The organism is Mesorhizobium sp. B2-9-1 (genome assembly GCF_006439455.1).
GTDB lineage: Bacteria > Pseudomonadota > Alphaproteobacteria > Rhizobiales > Rhizobiaceae > Mesorhizobium.
Map to the genome: position 1 here is coordinate 15,946 of NZ_VFTP01000028.1, position 22,673 is coordinate 38,618.

General features: G+C 64.6%; 23 protein-coding genes and 1 tRNA gene. 18 read left to right on the forward strand and 6 right to left on the reverse strand.

Going from position 1 to position 22,673, the window contains the following annotated elements:
* The first annotated feature begins 73 nt into the window (after positions 1 to 73).
* From FJW05_RS26605 to FJW05_RS26655, 9 genes are all read left to right on the forward strand, one after another.
* A complete protein-coding gene (locus tag FJW05_RS26605; RefSeq protein WP_140544237.1) occupies positions 74 to 682 on the forward strand; it encodes a TetR/AcrR family transcriptional regulator in 609 nt (202 codons plus the stop codon).
* A gap of 44 nt (positions 683 to 726) precedes the next feature.
* Positions 727 to 1,317, forward strand: coding sequence for a hypothetical protein (locus FJW05_RS26610; protein ID WP_140636977.1), 591 nt, complete (start codon positions 727 to 729; stop codon positions 1,315 to 1,317).
* Between the two features lie 102 nt (positions 1,318 to 1,419).
* Positions 1,420 to 3,486: a 3-hydroxyacyl-CoA dehydrogenase NAD-binding domain-containing protein gene (locus FJW05_RS26615; protein WP_140636979.1), complete on the forward strand. Its 2,067-nt coding sequence runs from the start codon at positions 1,420 to 1,422 to the stop codon at positions 3,484 to 3,486.
* A 308-nt stretch (positions 3,487 to 3,794) separates the two neighbouring features.
* Positions 3,795 to 4,820 (forward strand): BMP family protein, encoded by a 1,026-nt coding sequence (locus FJW05_RS26620; RefSeq protein WP_140636981.1) that lies wholly within the window; start codon positions 3,795 to 3,797, stop codon positions 4,818 to 4,820.
* Positions 4,821 to 5,043: 223 nt separating this feature from the next.
* Entirely contained in the window at positions 5,044 to 6,555 is a 1,512-nt protein-coding gene (locus FJW05_RS26630) for an ABC transporter ATP-binding protein (protein WP_140636983.1), read from the forward strand.
* Positions 6,555 to 7,610, forward strand: a complete 1,056-nt coding sequence (locus FJW05_RS26635) for an ABC transporter permease (protein ID WP_140636985.1) — start codon at positions 6,555 to 6,557, stop codon at positions 7,608 to 7,610. Before FJW05_RS26630 ends, FJW05_RS26635 begins: the two co-directional genes overlap by 1 nt.
* Complete coding sequence (locus FJW05_RS26640) at positions 7,607 to 8,551, forward strand: ABC transporter permease (RefSeq protein WP_140636987.1); 945 nt, start codon at positions 7,607 to 7,609, stop codon at positions 8,549 to 8,551. Before FJW05_RS26635 ends, FJW05_RS26640 begins: the two co-directional genes overlap by 4 nt.
* A 567-nt stretch (positions 8,552 to 9,118) precedes the next feature.
* The gene (locus FJW05_RS26650; protein WP_140544253.1) at positions 9,119 to 9,268 is read left to right on the forward strand and encodes a hypothetical protein; all 150 of its coding nucleotides are present in this window, start codon (positions 9,119 to 9,121) and stop codon (positions 9,266 to 9,268) included.
* A 201-nt stretch (positions 9,269 to 9,469) separates the two neighbouring features.
* The gene (locus FJW05_RS26655; RefSeq protein ID WP_140636991.1) at positions 9,470 to 10,408 is read left to right on the forward strand and encodes an LLM class flavin-dependent oxidoreductase; all 939 of its coding nucleotides are present in this window, start codon (positions 9,470 to 9,472) and stop codon (positions 10,406 to 10,408) included.
* A 1-nt stretch (position 10,409) separates the two neighbouring features.
* Here FJW05_RS26655 and FJW05_RS26660 read toward each other — a convergent pair whose 3' ends face one another.
* Positions 10,410 to 11,330, reverse strand: a complete 921-nt coding sequence (locus FJW05_RS26660; RefSeq protein WP_246673641.1) for a sigma-70 family RNA polymerase sigma factor — start codon at positions 11,328 to 11,330, stop codon at positions 10,410 to 10,412.
* A 91-nt stretch (positions 11,331 to 11,421) separates the two neighbouring features.
* Positions 11,422 to 11,736, reverse strand: a complete 315-nt coding sequence (locus FJW05_RS26665) for an antibiotic biosynthesis monooxygenase (RefSeq protein ID WP_140636993.1) — start codon at positions 11,734 to 11,736, stop codon at positions 11,422 to 11,424.
* A 274-nt stretch (positions 11,737 to 12,010) separates the two neighbouring features.
* Here FJW05_RS26665 and FJW05_RS26670 point away from each other — a divergent pair, with 274 nt between their 5' ends.
* Positions 12,011 to 12,202, forward strand: coding sequence for a hypothetical protein (locus tag FJW05_RS26670; protein ID WP_140636995.1), 192 nt, complete (start codon positions 12,011 to 12,013; stop codon positions 12,200 to 12,202).
* Here FJW05_RS26670 and FJW05_RS26675 read toward each other — a convergent pair.
* Complete coding sequence (locus FJW05_RS26675) at positions 12,165 to 12,839, reverse strand: isochorismatase family cysteine hydrolase (RefSeq protein WP_140636997.1); 675 nt, start codon at positions 12,837 to 12,839, stop codon at positions 12,165 to 12,167. The genes FJW05_RS26670 and FJW05_RS26675 overlap by 38 nt on opposite strands.
* 226 nt (positions 12,840 to 13,065) lie before the next feature.
* Between FJW05_RS26675 and exbB the strand changes: the two genes are divergently transcribed.
* The 3 genes from exbB to FJW05_RS26690 are packed head-to-tail and all read left to right on the forward strand — an operon-like array spanning position 13,066 to position 15,499.
* Positions 13,066 to 13,998: a tonB-system energizer ExbB gene (gene exbB, locus FJW05_RS26680; protein WP_140636999.1), complete on the forward strand. Its 933-nt coding sequence runs from the start codon at positions 13,066 to 13,068 to the stop codon at positions 13,996 to 13,998.
* Between the two features lie 5 nt (positions 13,999 to 14,003).
* A complete protein-coding gene (exbD, locus tag FJW05_RS26685) occupies positions 14,004 to 14,507 on the forward strand; it encodes a TonB system transport protein ExbD (RefSeq protein WP_140637001.1) in 504 nt (167 codons plus the stop codon).
* The gene (locus FJW05_RS26690; protein ID WP_140637003.1) at positions 14,504 to 15,499 is read left to right on the forward strand and encodes an energy transducer TonB; all 996 of its coding nucleotides are present in this window, start codon (positions 14,504 to 14,506) and stop codon (positions 15,497 to 15,499) included. Before exbD ends, FJW05_RS26690 begins: the two co-directional genes overlap by 4 nt.
* Positions 15,500 to 15,680: 181 nt before the next feature.
* Here the strand turns inward: FJW05_RS26690 and FJW05_RS26695 are convergent, their stop codons facing one another.
* Positions 15,681 to 18,152 (reverse strand): EAL domain-containing protein, encoded by a 2,472-nt coding sequence (locus tag FJW05_RS26695; protein ID WP_140637005.1) that lies wholly within the window; start codon positions 18,150 to 18,152, stop codon positions 15,681 to 15,683.
* A gap of 218 nt (positions 18,153 to 18,370) precedes the next feature.
* Here FJW05_RS26695 and FJW05_RS26700 point away from each other — a divergent pair, with 218 nt between their 5' ends.
* The 3 genes from FJW05_RS26700 to FJW05_RS26710 all read left to right on the forward strand — a co-directional run bounded on the left by FJW05_RS26700 (position 18,371) and on the right by FJW05_RS26710 (position 20,824).
* Entirely contained in the window at positions 18,371 to 18,679 is a 309-nt protein-coding gene (locus tag FJW05_RS26700; RefSeq protein ID WP_140637007.1) for a hypothetical protein, read from the forward strand.
* A 150-nt stretch (positions 18,680 to 18,829) separates the two neighbouring features.
* Positions 18,830 to 20,224: a multicopper oxidase family protein gene (locus FJW05_RS26705; protein WP_140637009.1), complete on the forward strand. Its 1,395-nt coding sequence runs from the start codon at positions 18,830 to 18,832 to the stop codon at positions 20,222 to 20,224.
* Between the two features lie 105 nt (positions 20,225 to 20,329).
* On the forward strand, positions 20,330 to 20,824 hold the full coding sequence (locus FJW05_RS26710; protein ID WP_140637011.1) for a hypothetical protein: 495 nt from the start codon (positions 20,330 to 20,332) through the stop codon (positions 20,822 to 20,824).
* Between the two features lie 216 nt (positions 20,825 to 21,040).
* Here FJW05_RS26710 and FJW05_RS26715 read toward each other — a convergent pair whose 3' ends face one another.
* Together FJW05_RS26715 and FJW05_RS26720 are read right to left on the reverse strand one after the other, a co-directional pair.
* Positions 21,041 to 21,484 (reverse strand): hypothetical protein, encoded by a 444-nt coding sequence (locus FJW05_RS26715; protein ID WP_140637013.1) that lies wholly within the window; start codon positions 21,482 to 21,484, stop codon positions 21,041 to 21,043.
* A gap of 179 nt (positions 21,485 to 21,663) precedes the next feature.
* Positions 21,664 to 21,739, reverse strand: a tRNA-Ala gene (locus FJW05_RS26720).
* 166 nt (positions 21,740 to 21,905) lie between these two features.
* Here FJW05_RS26720 and FJW05_RS26725 point away from each other — a divergent pair.
* The gene (locus FJW05_RS26725; RefSeq protein WP_135888880.1) at positions 21,906 to 22,205 is read left to right on the forward strand and encodes a YggT family protein; all 300 of its coding nucleotides are present in this window, start codon (positions 21,906 to 21,908) and stop codon (positions 22,203 to 22,205) included.
* On the forward strand, positions 22,205 to 22,516 hold the full coding sequence (locus FJW05_RS26730; RefSeq protein ID WP_140637015.1) for a DUF167 family protein: 312 nt from the start codon (positions 22,205 to 22,207) through the stop codon (positions 22,514 to 22,516). The genes FJW05_RS26725 and FJW05_RS26730 overlap by 1 nt, the downstream gene beginning before the upstream one ends.
* Positions 22,517 to 22,673 lie beyond the last annotated feature (157 nt).

The following is a 22,673-nucleotide window of genomic DNA, read 5'->3' on the forward strand; positions in this document are numbered from 1 at the left end:
TGACCGGTACGTTGCAATGGAGTGAAGCCATACATACGTACCGGTCAGTAACATTGTCAAGCGAGTTGTTTGAATGCCATCCGACAATAAAATTGAAGCGTCGATCAGCGAGCCTCCTGCTCCCAGGGCGGCGGACAAGATCCTGGACGTCGCGCGCGACCTCTTTTACCGCGAGGGCATAAGGGCGATCGGCGTCGACGAGATCGTCAGGCGCGCCGGCGTCACCAAGCCGAGCCTCTACCGCAGCTTCCCGTCCAAGGACGAGCTTGCCGCGTCCTATCTGCGCAAATACGACCTCGAATTCTGGGAGCGCTTCGACGAGGCAGTCGACGCGCATCCGGGCGATCCGCGCGCGCAGATCATCGCTTTCCTGACCCGCGTCGGCAAACGCACGCAAAAGCCGGACTATCGCGGCTGCGGCATGACCAACGCTGCGGTGGAATATCCCGAGCGCGGCCATCCCGCGCGGGTGGTGAGCGAGAACAACAAAGTCGAGTTGCGCCGGCGACTGCGCGCCATGGCCGCCGCAATGGGCGCCGCCGATTCCGATACGCTGGGTGACGGCCTGCTGCTGCTCATCGAAGGCGCCTATATCAGCGGCCAGCTGTTTGGCTTGGGCGGACCGGCGGCGGCGGTCGCCCGCAACGCCGACCTCTTGATCGAAGCCAGCTTGAAGAAATAGCGATTGACGTTACGCTTCCGGCAACTCGAACGGAGTTGCCAGTAATGCGAGCTCTTCTGATCCCGCTTGCCCTCGCCGGTTTCTGCCAGGCGGCCCAGGCCGGCGACATCTCCAGCGCCTATACCGATCTCGACTCGAAGAAGGACTGCGTAACCTATGCGCAGGCCGCGGAAGGCGACGGCGACTGGGCGAGCCTCGTCTGCTCAGGCTATCGCGGCTACCCGGTGCTGATCGGCTATGACGATGCTCGCGAATCCGTCTATTACGGCTTTCCGTCCGACGACATGACTGCGGTCTGGGAGAGCTTCACCGCCTTCAACGGCTCCGGACCGAAAGTCGAGTGGCGCATCGAGACCAATGGCGACGTCGTCATCCCCTTCGCCGCCATCCACCGCCGCTCCGTCAGCAATCCGGAGGACGAGAAGAAGTCGACCGATGTGCTGGTCGTCGCCAAGGTGGCGCAACCGGAAGAGCACCAGGGCTGCACGATCGGCCTGGTTTTAGCCACCGGCAATCCGCACGCCAACGACCAGGCGCGCAAGCTCGCCGACGAGAAGGCGAAGACCTTCGCCTGCGGCAAGGACAAGCGCGAGGTGATCGGCGACGTGCCGGCTTTCGGCCGGGTGGATAACTGACCGGGCCTCGCCAACCATAGGGCCAGAGCCGCATCGGGTTCCCATTCGCCTCGCTGCCTAGTAAACCCTTGCGCGATTGCAGCCGGTCTTGGGAGGTTCCGCTTGTCCAGTTCTGTCACCGTCGCGAACGATAACGGCGTGGCGGTGGTCACCATCGACAACCCGCCTGTCAATGCGCTCAGCTTTCATGTCCGCAAGCCGCTTTACGAGGCGCTCACCGCTTTGCGCGACGATCCCGCCGCGAGGGCCATCGTCATCGCCTGTGCCGGGCGCACTTTCGTGGCCGGCGCCGACATCACCGAATTCGGCAAGCCGGTCGAGCAACCGGAATTGCGCGCCATTATCGCCCTGCTGGGAACGGCTCCTAAGCCGACGGTCGCCGCCATCCACGGCACGGCGCTCGGCGGCGGGTTGGAACTGGCATTGGGCTGCCATTTCCGTGTCTCGGACGCCGGCGCCAAGCTTGGCCTGCCGGAGGTAAAGCTCGGTCTTTTGCCGGGCGGCGGCGGGACCGTACGTTTGCCATGCCTGGTCGGCGCCGCGAAAGCGCTCGACATGATCGTCTCGGGCACGCCGATCTCGGCCGGCGAGGCAAAGGCCGCCGGCCTTGCCGATGCGGTTGTCGAAATCGATCTCTTGGCAGGGGCGGTTCGTTTCGCGCGCGAAATGGCTGATCGAGGCGGGCCGTTCGTGCCGGTGCGTGACCGCAATGACCGCCTTGCCGGGTCCGATCTCGCAGCCTTCGACCGCCAAGCCGCCGATCTGGCAAGAAAAGCCCGCGGACTGGACGCGCCGCTTGCCTGCGCCGAAGCCGTGCGCAACGCGATCACCTTGCCCTTCGACGCAGCGCTTGCGGCCGAGCGGCAACTGTTCCAAAAACTCGTTTCCGGCGACCAGTCGCGGGCGCAGCGGCATTTGTTCTTTGCCGAGCGCGAGGCGGTGAAGATACCGGGCAAGGATTTGCGGAAGCGCCGGATAGAGCGCGTCGGCATCATCGGCGCCGGCACCATGGGCGGCGGCATTGCCATGGCCTTCGCCAATGGCGGTCTTCCGGTGACCTTGCTCGAGACGAGCGAGGAGGCGCTGCGCCGCGGACTGGCTACGGTAGAGAAGAACTATGCCGTTTCGGTCAGTCGCGGCTCATTGACCGAGGAGGCGAAGCAAAAGCGGCTTGATCTGTTCAAGGGCAGCACCGACTACGCCGATCTCGCCGATTGCGATTTGATCATCGAGGCCGTGTTCGAGGACATGCCGGTGAAGAAGGACGTGTTCGGCAGGCTCGACGCGATCGCCAGGCCTGGCGCCATCCTCGCTACCAACACCTCTTATCTGGACGTGAACGAAATCGCCGCCTCGACCTCGCGGCCACAAGATGTGCTCGGCATGCATTTCTTTTCGCCGGCAAACGTCATGAAGCTCCTTGAGATCGTGCGCGCCGAAAAGACCGCGCCTGACGCGCTGGCGACGGTCGCCGACCTCGCCCGGCGCATCGGCAAGGTCGCGGTCGTCGTCGGCGTCTGCCACGGTTTTATCGGCAACCGTATGCTGTCCGCGCGCGGCGCCGAGAATGAAGCGCTGTTGCTGGAAGGCGCGACGCCAAGCCAGGTCGACAAGGCGTTCACCGATTTCGGCTGGCCGATGGGGCCGTTCCAGATGGGCGATCTCGCCGGCCTCGATATCGGCTGGCGCAACCGCAAGGCGCGCGGCCAGACGGCTGTGATCGCCGATGCGCTGTGCGAGCAGGGCCATTTCGGCCAGAAGACCGCGCGCGGCTGGTACCACTATGAGGCTGGCTTGCGTGAGCCGATTGCCGATCCGGATGTCGAGGCGCTGATCCTGGCGAAGGCGGCGGAGCTTGGAATTGCGCGGCGCGAGATCGGCGCCAACGAGATTATCGAGCGCACGCTCTATCCGCTGGTCAACGAGGGCGCCAAGATTCTCGAGGAAGGCATCGCGGCACGCGCGTCCGACATCGATGTCGTCTGGGTCAATGGCTACGGCTTCCCGATCGGCAAGGGCGGACCGATGTTCTGGGCCGGGCTCGAAGGCGCGGCGAAAATCGTCGAGCGGCTGGAGTTCTGGCGTCGGCGGACCGGCCGGGCGATTTTCGAGCCGGCGCCGGCGTTGAGGCGGTTTGCCGAAACGGGGGCTTGGACTGCCAACGGATAAGGCCAAAAAGCCGCGGCCTGCCGGCCATCTCCCCCACGAGGGGGGAGATTGGATGTCGCGCCGGCTTTCGCCAACCACCACCATTACAGAGTAGAGTGCCGTCGACCCCGCTGCTGATCTCCCCCCTCGTGGGGGAGATGTCCGGCAGGACAGAGGGGGGCGCTGTCCCGCCAGCGCTTCCAGCCTCGCACTGTCCCTATCCGCCAAATTTGACCATGTGGACAAATCTCAGGCGCCGTTCCATAGTCGCTCGTCTGACATTTTTGAACGGCCGGCTCGACACGGCCGTCGAACAGAGGGGCACTTCAATGGAAAACGACCGTAGCAAAACGCAACGCGCCGGCCTGTCGCGGCGCAACGTGCTGGAACTCGGCGCGCTCGGGCTTGCGGCGGCGGCGCTGCCCGGCGCGGCCTTCGCCAAGGACAAGAAGCTGAAGGTGGCGGCGATCTTCGCCACGCCGATCGAGGAGCCGTGGGACAACCAGATCCATGTCGCCCTGCAGAAGGCCGAGAAGGAGCTGGGCATCGAATACAAATGGTCGGAAAAGGTGCAGACCGCCGACTTCAGCCGCGTGATGCGCGAATATGCTCAAGGGGGCTACCAACTGGTGCTGGGCGACGCCTTCGCCGCCGAGCGCGAGTCGCGCCGCACCGCCAAACAATTCCCGAAGACGGCGTGGCTGTTCGGCTCGGGCGCCGGTCCGGCCGAACCCAATTTCGGCGTCTTCGACAACTGGATCCATGAGCCCGCTTATCTCTCCGGCATGATCGCCGGAAAGATGTCGAAATCGGGCACGGTCGGCGCCGTCGCGGCGATGGGCATTCCGGAGGTCAACCGGCTGGTCAACGCTTTCTTCGCCGGCGCCAAGGAGGTCAACCCGAACGTCAAGAAGAAGGTCGCCTTCATCGGCTCCTTCTTCGATCCGCCCAAGGCCAAGGAAGCGGCCGTGGCGCAGATCGATGCCGGCGTCGACGTCATCTATGCCGAGCGTTTCGGCGTCATCGAGGCGGCGGTCGAGAAGAAGATTTTTGCCATCTCCAACATGTCCGACCAGTCGAGCCTCGGGCCGGATACGGTCATCACCGGCCCGGTGTGGGACATGTATCCGACGGTCGAGCAGGCGATCAAGCTGGTCAAGGCCGGCGTCTTCACCGCGCAGGACTATGGCGATTTCTCGCGCATGGCCAAGGGCGGCTCCTATCTGGCGCCCTTCCACAAGTTCGACAAGACGCTGCCGGCGGACGTCAAGGACCTGGTCGAGAAGAAGAAGGCCGAGATTCTCGAAGGCAATTTCCGCGTCGACGTCGACGAGAACACGCCGGTTTCGGATTGACGCCTGGGGCGGCGCGAGGCCCCCCTCTCTGTCCTGCCGGACATCTCCCCCTCAAGGGGGGAGATTGGCAGTTCCGTCGACGGCGTTCGGTCCTTTCAACGTTGAAAGTTGGCGAAGGCCGGCGTGACATCCGATCTCCCCCCTTGAGGGGGAGATGGCCGGCAGGCCAGAGGGGGGCGCCGGACACGCCCTTTCAAGTTAAGCCAATCCTGCAGGAGCACCCTTGTCCGCCCCACTTGTCGAAATGCGCGCCATCACCAAGCGCTTCGGCGCCGTCAAGGCGAACGAGGCCGTCGACCTTAGCGTTGCCCCTGGCGAGATCCTCGGCCTTTTGGGCGAGAACGGCGCCGGCAAGACGACGCTGATGAACGTGCTGTTCGGCGCCTATGCGCCGGACGCTGGCGAGATCCTGGTCGAAGGCAGGCCGGTCGCCATCCACAATTCCGCCGACGCCCTGGCCGCCGGCATCGGCATGGTTCACCAGCATTTTCACCTCGCGCCGCGCCTCACGGTGCTGGAGAACCTCCTGATCGGCATTCCCGGCAAGTCCGGCCGCATCGATCGTGCTCGCGGGCTTGCCCGGCTCACCGAAATCAGCCGGCAATATGGGCTGAGCCTCGATCCGAACTTGCCGGTGTCGGCGCTCTCGGTCGGCGAGCAGCAGCGGCTGGAAATCATCAAGGCGCTGTTTCGCGGCGCCAGGCTTTTGATCCTCGACGAGCCGACGGCGGTGCTGGCGCCTTCGGAGGTCGATGGCCTTTTCGCCGCCCTGCGCTCGATGGCGGCGCAAGGGCTCGGCATCATCTTCATCTCGCACAAGCTCAACGAAGTCAGGGCCCTCACCCATCGCTGCGTCGTCCTGCGCCACGGCAAGGTCGCCGGCCGCGTCGACCATCCGGCAAGCACCACATCGGCGGAAATGGCCAAGCTGATGTGCGGCCACGAAATCGTCCCTCCGGTCAAGCAGGCTTCGACGCCCGGTGCTTCCGTGCTGACGCTCGACGGCATTTCCACTTCCGCCCACGCCGGCACGCCGCTGCGCGAGATCTCGCTTTTCGTCCGCGCGGGCGAAATCCTAGGCATCGCCGGCGTTTCCGGCAACGGCCAGCGGGCGCTGGCCGACGTCATTTCCGGCATGCTGCCGCCGAAGGCTGGCACCATGATGATAGCCGGCAAAGCGGTGACGCAATTTTCGCCGCGCGAGCTGCAGGCGCTCGGGCTCGGCCGCATCCCGGAAGACCGGATGACGACCGGCCTCGTCACCAACCTGCCTTTAGCCGACTCCATGGTGCTGCCGCGTATCGGCACCGAGGCCTTCAGCCGCAAAGGATTGCTCAATCCCGCCGCCATCCGCGCCTTTGCCGAGCAACAGATCAAGGCCTATGACATACGCTGTCCCGGGCCGATGGTGCGCGCCGGCGCGCTGTCCGGCGGCAATCTGCAAAAGGCGCTTCTTGCGCGCGAGCTCGCTTTCGATCCCAAGGTGCTGATCGTCTCGCAGCCGACGCGCGGCCTCGACATCGGCGCTGCCCGCTTCATCCACGAGAAATTCCTCGCCATGCGCGCCAAGGGCTGCGGCATCATCGTCATCGGCGAGGACCTCGAGGAACTGCTGATGCTCTCGGACCGCATCGCCGTGATGTATGAGGGCCGCATCGCGGGCACGCTTTTGAGCGCTGACGCCACCGTCGCAAGGCTCGGCCTGATGATGACCGGCGCGGAGGGCCACGCCTGATGTTTCGCCTCGAGGCCCGCACGTCGACGCCCGCCTGGTTCAATCTCGCGCTGCCGCTGGTCGCCATCGCCGCCACACTAGTCCTGTGCAGCGGCCTCATCGCTGTGACCGGCGCCGGCGTGATCGAGGCCTATGGCGTGATGCTGTCTGCATCCCTCGGCGACAGCTACGCCATTACCGAGACGCTGGTGCGCGCCGCCCCGATGATCTTCACCGGCCTGGCGGTGGCGATCGCCTTCCGGGCAAAATTCTGGAACATCGGTGCCGAGGGCCAGCTGCTCGCCGGCGCGGTGGCAAGCTGCTTCGTCGGCGCGATCCCGATGCCGGGCTATCTCGCTATGCTGCTGATGGCCCTTGTAGGCGCGGCTGCGGGCGCTCTCGTCGCGCTGGTGCCGGCGATATTGCGCGTCAAATTCAAAGTCGACGATGTGGTGAGCTCGCTGCTCCTCAACTCGGTCATCTATTACGCGCTGATGGCGCTGATCGAGGGGCCGTGGAAGGACACCTTCTCCGGTTACCCGATCTCACCGCCGATCGAGGACTCGGCCAATTTCCCGGTGCTGATCGAAGGCACAAGGCTGCATCTCGGTGTCGTCGCGGCGCTGATCGCAGCACCCCTTTGTTGGTTCCTGATCGCGCGCACCACGCTCGGCTTCAGGATTCGCGTCACCGGCGAGAACCCGGAAGCCGCCCGCTATGGCGGCATCAACGTCCAGCGCGTGCTGCTGTCCACCGCGCTGCTCTCGGGCGCGCTGGCGGGCTTGGCCGGCGTCGGCGAGGTTGGCGGCGTCCACTTCCAGGTGATGAGCGACATCTCGCCGGGTTACGGCTATTCCGGCATCGTCGTCGCGATGCTTGCCAGGCTCAACCCGCTCGGCGTGGTGCCGGCGGCGATCTTCCTGGCCGCCGTCATGACCGGGGCCGAGGCGATGTCGCGCGCGACCGGCGTGCCGGCATTCTTAAGCGATGTCATCCAGGGCACGGCGCTGCTGGCCATGCTGGTGGCGCTGCTGTTCACCGCCTACCGCATCCGCCGCGTGGGAGCGCAAACATGAGCGCGGTGTTCGAGCAGATTTTCCAGGTCGGCTTCCTCGCCGCCATCATCCGCATCGCCACGCCTCTTGCTCTCGCGACGCTCGGCGAAATGTTTTCCGAGCGGGCAGGCGTGCTCAACCTCGGCATCGAAGGCATCATGCTGCTGTCGGCGATGGCCGGCTTCACCGCCGCCAGCCTCAGCGGCAGCCTTTGGCTGGGCGTGCTGGTGGCCGTGCTGGTCGGGGCGCTGATGGGCGCGCTGCATGCGCTGTTCACGGTGGCGCTGGGCCTCAGCCAGCATGTCTGCGGCATCGGCGTGACGCTGTTCTCATCCGGCCTTGCCTATTTCCTCTACCGGCTGATCTTCGGCCAACAATCGGTGCCGCCGAGCATCGACGGATTCAAGACGATGCCTATCCCGCTGCTCTCGGACATCCCGATCCTCGGCCCGGCGGTGTTCAACCAGTTCACGCTGGTTTATCTCGCAATCATCGCCGTTCCGCTCGCCGCCTTCGTGCTCTACCGCACGCCATGGGGGCTTTCGGTGCGCATGGTCGGTGAGAACCCGCGTGCGGCGGACTCGGCCGGCGTCAGCGTGATGGTCACACGCTTCCAGGCGGTGATCCTCGGCGGCGCGCTGATGGGCCTTGCCGGCGCCTTCCTGACCATGGCGCAGTTCAACGCCTTCACCTTCGGCGTCGTATCCGGGCGTGGCTGGGTGGCGATTGCGCTGGTCGTGTTCGGCCGCTGGGATCCCTGGCGCTCGGCGGGCGCGGCGCTGCTTTTTGCCTTCGTCGATGCGCTGCAGCTCAGGATGCAGGCGAGCGGCCTCGGCCACATCCCCTACGAAGCCTTCCTGATGCTGCCCTTCATCTTCACCATCGTCGCCATGGCCTTCATGTCGCGCAACGCGGTCGCGCCTTCGGCGCTGCTGAAGCCGTTCCGGCGGGAGGAGCGGTAGGCGGTAGGACTCGGCGCCCTTTCCTCTCCCTCCGGAGGGGGGAGAGGTGGCGCTGCGAAGCAGCGACGGAGTGGGGGAACCACCTTGCAACCGCCGCCGACGGATATCGAAATGGGGCCCAGGCGCAAGAGTATCTCGACACCGCGCCAAGGGGGTCGACCCCCACTCCGTCGAGCTGCGCTCGACACCTCTCCCCCGATCGACGGGGGAGAGGAAGGGCGCCAAGCCGTCCGTGGACGAAGAATCTGGACCTTGGAAAGCCTCAGATCGCTGTGAGCGCCTTCTCCACAAACAGATGCGTGCCGTTGACGAAGTCAATTCATGCGCGAGGCGGCTAAGGCTGCCCGAGCGATTGGAGGTTTGCCTGCGAACGCTCCGGAGCGCTCGGTTCGAGCTGCCTTGGCCAAATCGCGCCTGTTCCGAAAACCATCCAAACCGCGCCGGCGATGAGTATGAAAAACCAGGAATTGCCCTCGTGTAGAAATCTCGTTCCAAAAACCGCCCAAAAATAACAATCGACAAAGTCTACTATTTTTATAGATTAATGGTCGCGACGGAGGATCGACCATGTCCTACATTCAGAACGCCCAACGCAAAGGCCAAAGGCTTGCCGCCGACCAGAGCTGGAGGCCCGCCTATGGCGGCACGTTCGCCTACCTCGTCTTTGCGCTTGCCTTCGTGTTCACCGGCGCCGTCGTTTTCGGGATCATCCCCTGACTGAGCCGGGGCCAGAGCAATTCCAGGAAAGTGCGATCTGTTTTCCGCCCGGAATTGCGTAAAACCAAAGGCCCCGCCGTCCAAAAAAATCTGAGTTGAGTAATCGGAGCTGAAGAAGGCCGGCGCGCTGTTGCGCGCCGACGAGATGGATTTGACTCAGGGGTTCGGGCGGGGCGGCCCAACGTGATGGAGGAGATGGCAATGCCGATCGAGTTCACGCATGTCCCAGGCAAGCCTGCCAATGGCAGCTTCTTCTACGATTTCGCCGAGACGGCGACCAAATTGTCGCTGATCGAGGATTCCGGTTTTCGCAAGCTGATGGTGGACGACCCTGCCGGCCTGCTCACCAATATGGACATCGCCGCGCAAACGCTCGACCGCACCGGCCCGCTGGAGGTGGTGCTGACGCATTGGGCCGGTGTTATCGAGCCGACGGTGGCGGCAAAGCAGCTCGCGGCGCTCGACCGCAGAGGCGGCGGGCGTCTGTCGCTTCGCATGCTGAGCGAGCCGCTTGAAGACAGCGATGCCGAGGCGCGGCCGGACGGCCACAGCGTGGTGTGGCAGCGCATCGACGAATATCTGGTGTTGCTGAAGCGCCTGTGGTCGAACGACAGGCCCTTCGACCATGAGGGCGCCTTCTACAGCGTGCGCGGCGGCTTCGTGCCGCGCAAGGGTCCGCACGGCGCCGATCTCGTCATCCGGCTCGGCGGCCAGTCGGGCACCGCGCTGAAGGTCGCCGGCAAGCATGCCGATGTCTTCGAGCTGGCCGCCGGTTCGCCCGACGAGGTAAGGCAATTGATGGAGCGCGCGCGCAGCGCCGCCGCCGAGCACGGCCGCGGCGGCAGGCTGCGCTTCGCGCTTCCGGTGCGCATCCGCCCGGACGGCTGGGCGGGCGCCTCGGATCACAAGGCGGTCGAGATTGCCGGGCCGCCGGCGCGGCTCGCCTTGGCGCTGTTGCCCTATGCGGCGCTCGGCATCGAGGAGTTCATGATCGGCGGCATCGACCGCCTGGGCGAGATCGCCCGCATCGGGCGCGAGACGATCACGCTGGTCGCGAATTCGCTGGCGCGACGCGAGGCCGAGGTCCCGCAGCCGGGTGCGTTTGCCTCGCACCCCTTTGTGCAACACTGCGCGTCCTAGACTAAGGTCGCTCCGCGTCGGAGTAATCCAGGCCGTCCATCACGTAATCCGCGAACAGGAAGTCGCGGATGCCGGCGATCCGGCCGTTCTCCCAATCGATGAGGATGAAGTAGCGCGGCGGTCCGTCCGGACGCTCCGGGCTGGTGACCAGGATGGCGGGCCGGCCCTCGACGAGGCCGGCCGTGAAATGCCAATGCGTCTCGTCGGCGTAGCGGCCGAAATAATTGCCGACATATTCCTTGCCGTCGGCGCGCAGGCGGTTGACCAGCTCCAGCTTGACGTCCTCGGCCAGCAGGCCGCGCAAGGCATCGAAGTCCCTGGCGTTGAAGGCGGCCACATAATCGCCGAGGCGCCGCATGTCCTGTTGGTCGAGCGCCGGGCGGGACGGCGCGATCCGCGGCGCGGCGGCCAGCTTGCGCAGGCTCTCGCGACCCCGCTGCAGCGCGCCTTTGATCGCGGTCTCGGAAGTTTCGAGGATTTCGCCGATCTCTTCCAGGCTGTGTCCAAGCACATCCTTCAACACGACCGTGCATCGTTGCGCCGGCGGCAGTTGCATCAGCTCGGCCAGGCTCGCCTCGGCGGCAATTCGGGCATCCAACTCCGAGTTCTGGTCGGCGATCGTGTCGAGCTCGACCTCGCTCTCGCGCCCCCGCAAGCGGGCGCGCTTGCGCAGGAAATCGAGGGCGGCGTTATGCGCGATGCGAAACAGCCAAGGCTCGGTCTTGTCGGGCATGTCGCCATTCCTGATCGCCACGAAGCCCTTTGCCAAAGCCTCCTGGACGATGTCTTCGCCATCGATGACAGATCCGACCATGCGCGACGCGTAGCGGTGCAGCTTGGCTCTCAGCAAGGCGGCATCGCGCTCGAAGGCGCGAAGCCTGGTTTCGGTCGCCGCAACGGACTGATCGTGCGAACCGGTCACGCGTGCTCTACCTCTTTGTTTGACGCAATTCCGGACGGAAGGTCGGCGAAGGCGCCGAACCTAACCGTTTCACACTTTTCCTGGAATTGCTTCAGTTCTCCACCCCGCCCGTATGGGAATAGGTCGTGTGGCCCATCATGGTCTCGCCGGCCGCCAACTCAACGACGCTCTTCATGTATTCGCCGAAGCGGGGATCGCCGCGGAAGGCCGCGATGTCATCCGCCGAACGCCATTGCGAGATGTTGGCCACCTTGCTGCCGTCGACGCCGATCACCACGGATGACGACAGCGAGCCAGGCTGCTTGCTGAAGAAACTCCTCGTGCCCTCGGCAAGCGTGTTGGCGAGTTCCTGCTGCTTGCCCGGCTTCGCGGTGAAGACGTTGATCAAGGTCACTGTGGTCGACATGGCTTGGCTCCGTTTGTCCTGATGGCGGAGGCCGTCTTGGCTCCCGCACCCGTTACGACCCTCAAGACGAAGCCCGAACCGAAAACGGAACGGCGCATGCAAAAGTTTTTTCGGCAATCAATCAAGTTCGCGTTTCGGACGCTGCCATTGACCTATCGAGCGGCCGCCCGCCTGTGAGTTCAGAAAAATTTGTCCTCGCCGTTCCAACAGCGATCGCCGTTTCGTCTTGGTGAGTGCCGGGCTGCGACCCCGGCATCAACCAAGGGAGAAGCAAATGTCGATCCTGTCATCCATCGCTCGCATCGCGACCGAATACACCGCGACCCGTGCCCGCTATCGGGCAGCGCGGGCGCTCTATATGCTGCCGCTCGACATCCGCAAGGATATCGGCTGGCCGGAACCCGGCGATCCGCGCGATCCCGAAATCCTCAGCTCGCCACACCCGCGAGCCGTGATAGCGCGCTGATGACGGCCGCCGAGTCGGCCAGCGCGCCGAAGACGCCGTCCTCGACCGTCACCATATGCAGCGCGGCTTCATGCGCATACCTGTCGCCGCTCGCGCAGGCGTCCGCAATCGTCAGGCACTGGAAGTTGCGGTCGCAGGCCTCGCGCAATGTGGTGTGCACGCACACATCCGTGGTGCAGCCGGTGAACATCAGATGCGTGATGCCGCGCGCCCGCAAAATGAGCTCCAGATCCGTGTAGGTGAAGGCGCTGTTGCAGGTCTTGTCGATGATGATGTCTCCAGGCGCGACCTCGATGTCGGAAACGATCTGGAAACCCGGGCCGGAGCGCAGCAGGACATCGGTGCCGTCGAGCCCCGCCCGCTTGCGGCGCCATCTTTCGTAAGGCGTCATGTCGGCCATGTCGGCGCGATAGCCTTGCCTTGTGTGGATGATGGTGAGGCCTGCGGCGCGGGCCGTGCCAATCAGCCGGTTGACCGCCGGCAGGATGGCTCGCAGCGGCGACGGATCGTAGCCCTTCCTGGCGAAATAGCCGGTCGGCGAGAGGAAATCCTCCTGCAGGTCGATCGCCAGCAGCGCCGTATGCTGCGGCTCCAGCCTGCCGTCATAGGGAAAGTCGAAGGGTATCGCCTTGATCATCGGCCGCCTGCTCTTCTTGCTCTACGCGCATCGTGCCCGGCAACCGCCCTGCGGTCCAGGCCCGCAGCGTGCTCAGCGGGCATGGGCACATTATGAATTGTGGAGCAGCATAGTCATCTTTATAGTTGACTCGCAAACTCATGTTTCATAGTCAACCGGCGCGGCTCGCCCTGCACCTGTCTGTATGACGGCCGCCGCATTGCAATGATGAAGCGAGGACGAGCCCTTGTCCCGAAACAGTCTCTTGGCGGCGCTGGCCGCGTCGCTCATTCTTTCGGCCGGTGTCGCCGCAGCGCAGGTACGATCGGCGACGCCTGCACCAGTCGACCAGGCGCCGGCCGCCCCAGCCCCGCAAGCACCGGCGGCCCAGACGCCCGCTCCGACGTCGGTGGAACCGGGCCTCCAGCCAGCTGCGAACAGCGTAGCCGGCGAAGCGCCTTCCATCTCGCTGACGCTGCCGCATGACCTGTCGCCATGGGGCATGTTCATAGATGCCGACATCGTCGTGAAGGCAGTCATGGTCGGGCTGGCCTTCGCTTCCCTCGTCACCTGGACGATCTGGCTCGCCAAGTCGCTGGAGGTCTTTGGCGGCAAGCTGAGGGCCCGCCGCGCCGCCGATGCGATCGGCAACGCCGCGACATTGATGCAGGCCGGCCGGGAGCTTGGCCACAGCGGCGGCCCGGGCGCGCTGCTGGTGCGGGCGGCGGAAGAAGAACGGGCGCTTTCGGCCGGCGCGCTCGACCATGCTTCCGGCGACGGCCTGAAGGAACGCGTCGCCTCCAGGCTTGCACGCATCGAGGCGACGGCGGCGCGGCGCATGTCGCGCGGCACCGGCCTGCTCGCCACCATCGGCTCGACGGCGCCCTTCGTCGGCCTGTTCGGCACCGTCTGGGGCATCATGAACGCCTTCATCGGCATCTCGCAGGCGCAGACCACCAACCTCGCCGTGGTGGCACCGGGCATCGCCGAGGCGCTGCTTGCCACAGCGATGGGCCTTGTCGCAGCCATTCCGGCAGTCGTCATCTACAACGTCTTCGCGCGTTCGATAGCCGGCTACAGGCAGATCCTCGCCGACGCCTCCGCGGGCGTCGAGCGGCTGGTCAGCCGCGACCTCGATTTCCGCACCGTGCCGCCGGCAACGGCGATGGCGGCGGAGTAGCGGCGATGGCGGCGCGCATTCGCGAGACCTCCGGCGACGATCTCGGGGAAAGCTACGACATCAATGTCACGCCGTTCATCGATGTCATCCTGGTGCTCCTGATCATCTTCATGGTCGCCGCACCGCTCGCCACGGTCGACGTCGATGTCGACCTGCCCGGATCGACAGCGACGCCGGCGCCGCGGCCCGAGACACCTTTGTTCCTGACGCTGAAAAGCGACCTGACGCTCGCGATCGGCAATGACAGCGTGCCCCGCCCGGCGTTTGCCGCTGTGCTCGACAGCCGCACCAACGGCGACAAGCAGACACGCATCTTCCTGCGCGCCGACAGGACGGTCGGCTATGGCGACCTGATGGAGGTGATGAACCTGCTGCGTAGCGCCGGCTATCTCAAGGTGGCGCTGGTCGGACTTGAAACCGCGGGCAGCTCCGGCGGGCAAGCCGCGCCCGGAATACCTGCGACCGGCGCGAACCCTGCCCCGGCGCGGGCTGGAAGCCCGGCGCCATGACGGTCGCCGCGCTTTCCCGCATGTCCCGGCCGCGCTTCGGCGCGCGTGAGGCCGGCCTGTGGACGAGTGCCGCCGCGGTCATTCTGGCCGCGCATGTGGCGGTTGCCTATGCGGTGCAGAATCTGAGCTTCGCCGAGATGCAGGATGGCGGCCCGCCGCCGGCGCTGGCGGTCGAGATGGCGCCGCTGGCCATCGCCCCCGCCGTGCTGGAAGAGACGGCAATGCTGGACGCGGTGACACCGGAGCCGCCCGATGCGGCGGAGGAGACGGAAAAGCCCATCGACGTGAAACCGGTGACCGACCCGGCGCCGGTGGCGAAACAGGCCGAGCCGGTCACTGAACAGCCACTCGATACCGACGACACGCAGGAGGCCAAACAGGCCGCTCCCGCGGAACAGGCCGTTGCCGCGCTGAGCGAGCAGCCGCCGCTGGACGAGGTCGTGGCCGACCCTGTCGAGGCGATCGCGCCGGACGTCGTCATTCCGCTGCCGCAACCGAAACCTGTGGAAGCGCAGGTGAAGGCGCAAAAGCGGGTCGAGCCCAAGAAGCACGCCGAGAAGAAGAAACCGGTCGAAAGGCCGAAAGAACGGGTGAAAAACGAAAAGGCGCCACCGCCAAAGGTGACGACCACCGCCAGCATCGACGCCAAGGCGGTGGCGAAGGCGGCAGCGCCCCGGTCCTCCGATGCGGCGCCGCGCTCGAGCGTCGGCCCGTCGCGCTGGAATTCCAGCCTGGCGGCGTGGATTAGGCGGCACACCCGCTATCCGAGCGCGGCGCGCTCCAGGCGGGCCGAGGGGACGCCGAGCGTGACCTTCACGGTCGACACCGCCGGCAGGGTCGTCGCGGCCCGGCTGGCGCGATCCTCGGGCGATGGCGATCTCGATCGTGCGGCGCTTGGCGCGCTGCAGGGCGCCTCGGTGCCGGCGCCGCCGGCGGAGCTCGGTGCCCGCGTCACCCGCACCGCGCCCTTCGTCTTCAGCCTGCGCAATTGAAGGCCACCGGACCTGTGAGCGTATCGCTTCCAAGGCAGTCGACCGGAGAGAACGACGCAGGATCGGCCCCGCCGGCGGCAGCGCACGCACCGTCAACGCGAATCAGTGCTTGCTCGTAGCAGATGCCTGGTCCAACGGATTCGCGCCTCCTGCAGATTCCCGTGACAATGCTAGCGGCTTCTCAGGCGGCAGAGGCAAGCTCTCGTTCGAGCATCTCCATGACTTCGCCAGCTGGCCGCGGCGGGCTGAAATAGTAGCCCTGAACCTCAGTGCAGCCCTCCTCGCGCACCTGCGCGAACTGCTCGGCGGTTTCAACACCTTCGGCGGTCGTGATCATGCCGAGGCTGGCGCCAAGATTTGCGACCGTCCTGACGATCGCGGACGCGCCATCCCTGGTTCCCAGCTCCATGACGAATGAGCGGTCGATTTTGATCTTGTCGAACGGGAAGGAACGCAAGTAGCTCAGCGACGAATATCCCGTTCCGAAATCGTCCATGGCGATCCGCACTCCCAGGCGCTTCAGGTCGTACAGGGCGGCAAGCGTCGCCTCGCTGTTGGCGAGCAGTACGGATTCGGTAATCTCCATCTCCAGCCTTTGCGGCGAGAGGCCAGAATCCGCCAATGCGGACGCCACCTTGTGCACGAGGGTGCGGCTCTTGAACTGAACCGCCGACAGGTTGACGGCTACTTTGACATCCTTGGACCATGTAGCCGCATCGGCACAGGCCTGACGGATCACCCATTCTCCCAACGGAATGATTGCGCCGATTTCTTCTGCCAAGGGAATGAATTCCGCCGGCGAGACGATGCCGCGATCCGGGTGCATCCATCGCAAAAGCGCCTCAAAGCCGATGATCTTCCGGGTCTGAGTGTCGACGACAGGCTGGTAGTAAAGCCGGAATTCGTTGCTGACCAAGCCACGCCTCAGATCCAACTCGAGCTGCCGGCGCTGCTGTGCGCGGGCATCCATCTCCGCTTCAAAGAAGCGGTAGGTGCCCCGGCCGTCCGCTTTGGCCCGGTACAGCGCCATGTCCGCATTCTTGAGGAGACGGTCCGCGTCTGCTGCATCGTCCGGACCGAGGGCAACGCCAATACTCGTGCTGACCACGACTTGATGACCATCGAGATCGAATGGCTGGCTCACGTTGTCGGTGATATTGCGGGCGAGCGCCTCTATCTGCTCCGGCCAGCCGGTGCTGGCCTGAACAATGACGAACTCATCGCCGCCGAGGCGCGCAAGGATATCCGCTTCGGGCACGCAGCCACGCAGACGGTCCGCGACCGCTTTCAAGAGCAGGTCGCCGATCGGATGGCCGAGCGTATCGTTGACGATCTTGAACTGATCGAGGTCGAGGCAAAGGACGGCCACCTGTTCGTTGTACGCCGCACGGGCTAGGCTCTCTGCGATCTTCTCGTGAAGCAGGTAACGATTGGGAAGACCCGTAAGCGCGTCGTGACCCGCCATATGCGCGATTTTCGCCTCTGCCCTGACGCTCTCGGTCACGTCCTCATGCGTCGCGACATAGCCTCCATCGGTCATGGGATTGTGCGTGATCCTGATAGTTCGGCCATCGGTCATGTCTATCTTGGTGCTCGCGATCGTGCCCTTGGATTGCGCCAGCACCACCACGTCGAAATAGGTCGCCGGATCGGCCGGTCCGTTGCCGACGGAAGCCCGGTAGTCGAGAATGCGATCAAGCGGCGTGCCAGGCGCGATCAGATCGGCTGGCAGATTGTACATGCGACTATATTGAGCATTGCAGAGGATCAGGCGCTCCTGCGCGTCGAACATGCACATCCCGTGCGGCAGGTTCACCAAGGCGGCATCGAAGCGATGATTCTGCTCCGCCAGCGACGCCTCCGCACGCTGCCGCGCCATCGTGGACTCGCGAAACACTTGAAAAGCCTTCGCCAGCGCACCGATTTCGTCGGCGCGGTCGAATTCGGGGACGGCGATATCTGTTCTGCCGCCTGCGAGGCTTGCCAAGCCGCGCGTGATCGAGACAAGCGGGTCGGACAGGCGTTTCTTGAGGTGCCAGATGATCCCTGCCGTGAGAATGAGTCCGATCGCACCAAGGCCGACCATGAGGTCGAGAGTGATTTCGGCTGTCTTCTCGGCTGCGTCGGCATTGCTCTTCGCCTGGGCCACAGCTGCGCTCTTCAGGGCGCTGAGTGCGCTCGTGGCTGCCTGGCCGAGCCTGGGAAGTCTCTCGCTTGCGTCGGCCGCCTGTTCGGCTTGCACCGGAAGCCGGTCGGCGGTCCAGGCGTTGTATGCGTCAACATAAGCTTTGAGTGCCTTGTCGAAGGTCCCGGCGAGGCTGCGCTCGTCGTCGGAAACGTCCAGGGTCGAATAAGCGTTTCGAAGCTGTCGAAGCTGTCCCTGAGCTTGCGCGAACTCCGGGCTGGCCTTACCGGGCGACAGCCTGGCTTCCGCAGCCCTGAGATGGGCGAGTTGGACGCTCGCATCATCGAGAATTCGCGCCGCAGGCAGAGAATTGAGGTTCAGACTTTCCGCCATGTCCTCGACGGATTCGATGCTGATCAGCGCAAACGACAATGCGCCGGCGAGGATGCCGAAAAAGAGGCCAGAAAGGACGAGCAAGCGCGCTTGGATCGACCTATTGATGTATTGAATCGTCGTGACTCCTACCAACTTTCTGCCTGCGGTTGCAGGGTCCCAACAATGCCTTTCAAAACGATAAAGAACAGTTATTGCATTGGATGCATTATAATAGAGTTTGATTTATCGAGATGGCCCGGGAAGTGACCGGTCTCGGTCTTCGGAGTCTCACCCTGGCCAAGCAACGCGGCGATCGTTCGCAGACCGGCATCACCTGAATTTCAACGCAGCCTAAGGCAGGAAGCCAGAAAATGAGCCATGCAATAGAAATGACTGTCCTGCGCCTGGCAGAGGGCCTGGCGATCGACGATTTCATCGCGGCCAACGCGGATATCAATGCCTGGATTCAACAACAACCGGGTTTCATAGCCCGTCGCATCTGCGAGCGCGACGATGGTGCGATCGTCGACATCGTGATTTGGCAGACAGCCAAGGACGGTCATCGTTCGGCCTGCGCCATCATGACGGAGATGGGCCAGTCCCCCGTGCATGGCACCATTGATCACCGCGCTGTCGAATGGACGATCGCAACTGTGCGTCAGGCAATCGGATCGACGTGAGGCCCTCTTCTCCCGTCAACCCACGCTCCCGCCCCATATCCATTCACGACCTCCCACTGTCGCGGTCGCAGGGCGGCGATCTGTCCGTTTCGGAAACTGCGCGAATGGTGATAAAGCCTGACGCAGTTACTCATCTATTTCGGGATTCCAATGTTGGCCCTCACACGCCGCAAACTCCTTCAGGGCGCCGCGGCCGCCGGCGCGGCCGGTATCGGCCTCTCCGCCGCCGGCAGGTTTGCCGGCTGGGCGGCGCCGAAGCCCGAGCCGCTGATCCTGAAAACAGCCACCATCGAGGCTCGGCTGATGGAGGGTGGGCCGACGAAGAATGTGCTGACCTACGGCGAGGCCGGCATGCCGCCGGTCGTCAGGATGAGAAAGGGCGAGCCGTTTGCCGCGCGCCTGATCAACGGCATCGACGATCCGACGACCATCCACTGGCATGGCATCCGCGTCCCCAACAAGATGGACGGCGTGCCGTTCCTGGTGCAGCCCTATGTCTATCGGAGCGACCATTTCGACTATGAATTCACGCCGCCCGACGTCGGCACCTTCTGGTACCACCCGCATTGCAACACGCTGGTCCAGATGGGTCACGGCCTGACCGGCGTGATCGTGGTCGAGAACCCGAAGGACCCGGTCTTCGATGTCGAGACGGTCGTCAACCTGCGCGACTGGCGGCTTGGCGACGACGGCCAGTTCATCGAGCCGTTCAGGCCGCGCGACGCGGCCAAGGCCGGCACCTTCGGCACGGTGCGCACCGCCAATTGGCTCGACCAGCCGCAATTCGATGCGCCGGCCGGCGGGCTGGTGCGGCTGCGGGCGGCCATCACCGACGTCACCCGCATCTATGCCTTCCGCGTTGACGGCGCCGAGGCGACGGTCATCGCGCTCGACGGCAATCCGGTGCCGCAGCGGTTTACCCCCGATGCCTTGCAGCTGGGGCCCGGCCAGCGGCTGGAGCTTGCCATCCGCATGCCCGACGAGGAGGGCGCGATCGTCAGCTTGCGCGACGTCAGAGGCACCAAGCCGAAAATCCTGGCGACGCTGCGTTCGGTCGGCAAATCGCTCAAGCACGATCTGCGCGATCTCGGCCCGCTTGAAGCCAATCCGGTGGCGGAGGTGGACCTGACAAGCGCCAAGCGGATTCCGCTGGCGCTGAGCGCTACGGCGGAAAACGTCGCGACCGACGGCATTTGCGGCTCGCTCGGCTACAGTTTCTGGGCGATCAACAAGGTGCCGTGGCCGGGCGACACGCCCGACCCGACCGCGCCGCTCGCCGAGCTGAAGCTCGGCCGCAGCTATGTCATCGACATGGAGAACCTGACCCCGCATGCGCACCCTATCCATTTGCACGGCATGAGCTTCAAGGTGCTGTCGTCATCGACCAGGTCAGTGCAGCCGCTAATCTCCGACACCTATCTCATCCAGCCCGACGAGAAGGTGCAGCTCGGCTTCGTCGCCGACAATCCCGGCGACTGGCTGCTGCATTGCCACATCATCGAGCATCAGAAGACCGGCATGACGAGCTACTTCCGGGTGGTGTGAGCGCATCGGCGCGGAAGGCGTCGGCATTCCGCGGGTTGACGCGTTTGGCCGATTGCCTAGGTAGGCAGGAGGGCGCTGGGGCGGCACGCAACTCCGACCGACGGCATGACATCCTTGCATATTCGAAAACTTGCCTTTGTTGCGGCAGGCATCTCCACCCTGTCGTCCTGCGTCATCCCCGATGATACGTCGAGCATCGCCAAGGTCGACGCCACCACGGCCGCTGCCCGCAAGGAGATGGTCGGTCTCAGCGAGGCCGATGTCCGCATGTGCGCCGGCTTTCCGAGCGCAATGGCCGATGTGGGATCATCCGGCCAGATCTGGACCTACCAGCGCACAGTGCAACGCAGCAACCTCAGTATCGCGGTGCCGACTTTGGCCGTGGGTGCGATTCCTGCTGTCGGCGGGTCGGTCAATGTCGCTCCCGGCGGCTATTGCAACACGCAGATACGCATGCTCAACGGCCACGTCGCAGAGGTGGCCTATGCCGGTGACAATAACCTGCCGAACAGCCGCGATGCGCTGTGTGTCAGCACGGTGGACGCCTGCGTGGCTTACGCGCGCCAGCACCGCTACAAGGTGCCGGCGGTCTCCAGATAAGCGGAATCGAGTGAGCCGCCCGGCGAGCGAATCTGCCTGCCGCAACTGGAAAGGTCCGAACCGCTGACCTTCGCGAATCCGGCCCATCCAGTTAGAGCAATTCCAGGAAAAGTGTGAGCGGTTTTCCGTCCGGAATTGCGTAAAAAAACAAAGAGATAGGGCGTTTCGTCGTTTTCGTGAAACGGTGAAACGCACTAGCGGAAGGCGTTGCTGCTCCTACCTCTTCAGCGCGATGCTCATGCCGCTGAGGTCGGCGTTGACCTGCAGGCCGACCTGCCTGCCGCTGAGCTCGAGCTGGGCGCCCTTGTCATTGGTCATGACGATCACCTGGGCGCCTCTGCCGAGCGCGCCGCCGCCGCCGGCTGCGCCGTAAACGCCCGTCACGTCGCTGGCCCGCCGGATATGGCGCACTCTGCCCTGGAAATAGGTCTTGGACGCGCCGAAGGCGAGGCCGCCCGAGACGCCGCCGACCGAGATCGGATAGCGTTTGCCATGGAAGGTCAGCGTGCCTTCGCCGCCGGAGCCGCCGATGAAGAAGGCCGCCTTGTAGACGGAGAAGCGGATCGTGCCGCTGTCGGCATGCGCGGCGCTGGCTATGCTGACGCCCGCCGCGGCGATTGCCGCAACCGCGACTGAACGGAACCTGGACGAAATCTTCATGATGGGGACCTCCTCAAGCATCGCCGCTTACCCAGCCGGCCGGGCACATCAGCGTCAAAAGTATAGCTGAACCGTCTTGCCCCACCATTGGTTCCAAGCACGCGGCCCGAAAATCCGGCAGCCGCAGAATGCTGAGCGAAGAGGGCAACCGCGCGCGAAAGGCACTTGCGTGTGCTGGCTGGTGGAGCTGAGGGGGATCGAACCCCTGACCTCATCATTGCGAACGATGCGCTCTCCCAGCTGAGCTACAGCCCCGTTCCAGCGGATGGGCTTGTATCGGTCGCGGCGGTTTCATGTCAAGGCGAAAGACCGGCAGGCGACGAGGGCCGTGACTGGCGGGCCTTGCCCGCCCGCCAAGCCCGCGGGCCTTGCCCGCACGCCAAGCAATGGCTACATGTCGGCGACAATTTTGGAGACCGGCATGATCGCCCTTATTCAGACCATCGTCATGGCGCTTGATATCTACTGGTGGATCATCATCGCCTCGGCGATCTTTTCCTGGCTCTACGCCTTCAATGTCGTCAACTCGCGCAACCAGTTCGTCGGCAGCGTCGGCAACATGCTCTACCGGCTGACCGATCCGGCATTGCGCCCGATCCGCCGCTTCATGCCCGATCTCGGCGGCATCGACATTTCGCCGATCATCCTGCTTCTGATCATCTTCTTCATCCGGCAGTTCCTGGTCACCACCGTCTGGTCCTGGGTCGTGACCGGCGGCTGATGAGCACGCCGTTTCGGCAGCGCGAGAACGGCATCGATCTCTTCGTGCGGCTGACGCCGAAAGCGGCGCTCGACCGGATCGACGGTGTCGAGACCGCTGCCGACGGTCGCAGTCACCTCAAGGCCCGCGTCCGCGCCGTTCCGGAGAACGGCGCCGCCAATCAAGCATTGGAACGGCTGATGGCCAAGGCGCTGGGTGTGCCGGCGTCGGCAGTTTCGGTGGTCACCGGCGGCACATCGCGACTGAAGACGCTGCGGGTCGTGGGTGATGGGGTTGAGTTGGCGAAGATCGTCGAGGCTTTGATCGGTTAATCTAAATTTGAGATGCAGGCGGGACAGCGCCCCCCTCTGTCCTGCCGGACATCTCCCCCACTTGGCTACGCTATGCACACATCTTCTGTGACTGGCGCGACTGATCAGGCCGAGGCTTGATTGCCACGTGGTTCCCCCAATCCGTCGCTGCTTCGCA

Excerpts from the sequence above, each read along its gene's own strand:
- FJW05_RS26605 (WP_140544237.1), top strand. The coding sequence starts at position 74 with ATGCCATCCGACAATAAAATTGAAGCGTCGATCAGCGAGCCTCCTGCT.
- FJW05_RS26610 (WP_140636977.1), top strand. The coding sequence starts at position 727 with ATGCGAGCTCTTCTGATCCCGCTTGCCCTCGCCGGTTTCTGCCAGGCG.
- FJW05_RS26620 (WP_140636981.1), top strand. The coding sequence starts at position 3,795 with ATGGAAAACGACCGTAGCAAAACGCAACGCGCCGGCCTGTCGCGGCGC.
- FJW05_RS26635 (WP_140636985.1), top strand. The coding sequence starts at position 6,555 with ATGTTTCGCCTCGAGGCCCGCACGTCGACGCCCGCCTGGTTCAATCTC.
- FJW05_RS26640 (WP_140636987.1), top strand. The coding sequence starts at position 7,607 with ATGAGCGCGGTGTTCGAGCAGATTTTCCAGGTCGGCTTCCTCGCCGCC.
- FJW05_RS26650 (WP_140544253.1), top strand. The coding sequence starts at position 9,119 with ATGTCCTACATTCAGAACGCCCAACGCAAAGGCCAAAGGCTTGCCGCC.
- FJW05_RS26655 (WP_140636991.1), top strand. The coding sequence starts at position 9,470 with ATGCCGATCGAGTTCACGCATGTCCCAGGCAAGCCTGCCAATGGCAGC.
- FJW05_RS26665 (WP_140636993.1), bottom strand. The coding sequence starts at position 11,736 with ATGTCGACCACAGTGACCTTGATCAACGTCTTCACCGCGAAGCCGGGC.
- FJW05_RS26670 (WP_140636995.1), top strand. The coding sequence starts at position 12,011 with ATGTCGATCCTGTCATCCATCGCTCGCATCGCGACCGAATACACCGCG.
- FJW05_RS26675 (WP_140636997.1), bottom strand. The coding sequence starts at position 12,839 with ATGATCAAGGCGATACCCTTCGACTTTCCCTATGACGGCAGGCTGGAG.
- exbD (WP_140637001.1), top strand. The coding sequence starts at position 14,004 with ATGGCGGCGCGCATTCGCGAGACCTCCGGCGACGATCTCGGGGAAAGC.
- FJW05_RS26690 (WP_140637003.1), top strand. The coding sequence starts at position 14,504 with ATGACGGTCGCCGCGCTTTCCCGCATGTCCCGGCCGCGCTTCGGCGCG.
- FJW05_RS26700 (WP_140637007.1), top strand. The coding sequence starts at position 18,371 with ATGAGCCATGCAATAGAAATGACTGTCCTGCGCCTGGCAGAGGGCCTG.
- FJW05_RS26705 (WP_140637009.1), top strand. The coding sequence starts at position 18,830 with ATGTTGGCCCTCACACGCCGCAAACTCCTTCAGGGCGCCGCGGCCGCC.
- FJW05_RS26710 (WP_140637011.1), top strand. The coding sequence starts at position 20,330 with ATGACATCCTTGCATATTCGAAAACTTGCCTTTGTTGCGGCAGGCATC.
- FJW05_RS26715 (WP_140637013.1), bottom strand. The coding sequence starts at position 21,484 with ATGAAGATTTCGTCCAGGTTCCGTTCAGTCGCGGTTGCGGCAATCGCC.
- FJW05_RS26725 (WP_135888880.1), top strand. The coding sequence starts at position 21,906 with ATGATCGCCCTTATTCAGACCATCGTCATGGCGCTTGATATCTACTGG.
- FJW05_RS26730 (WP_140637015.1), top strand. The coding sequence starts at position 22,205 with ATGAGCACGCCGTTTCGGCAGCGCGAGAACGGCATCGATCTCTTCGTG.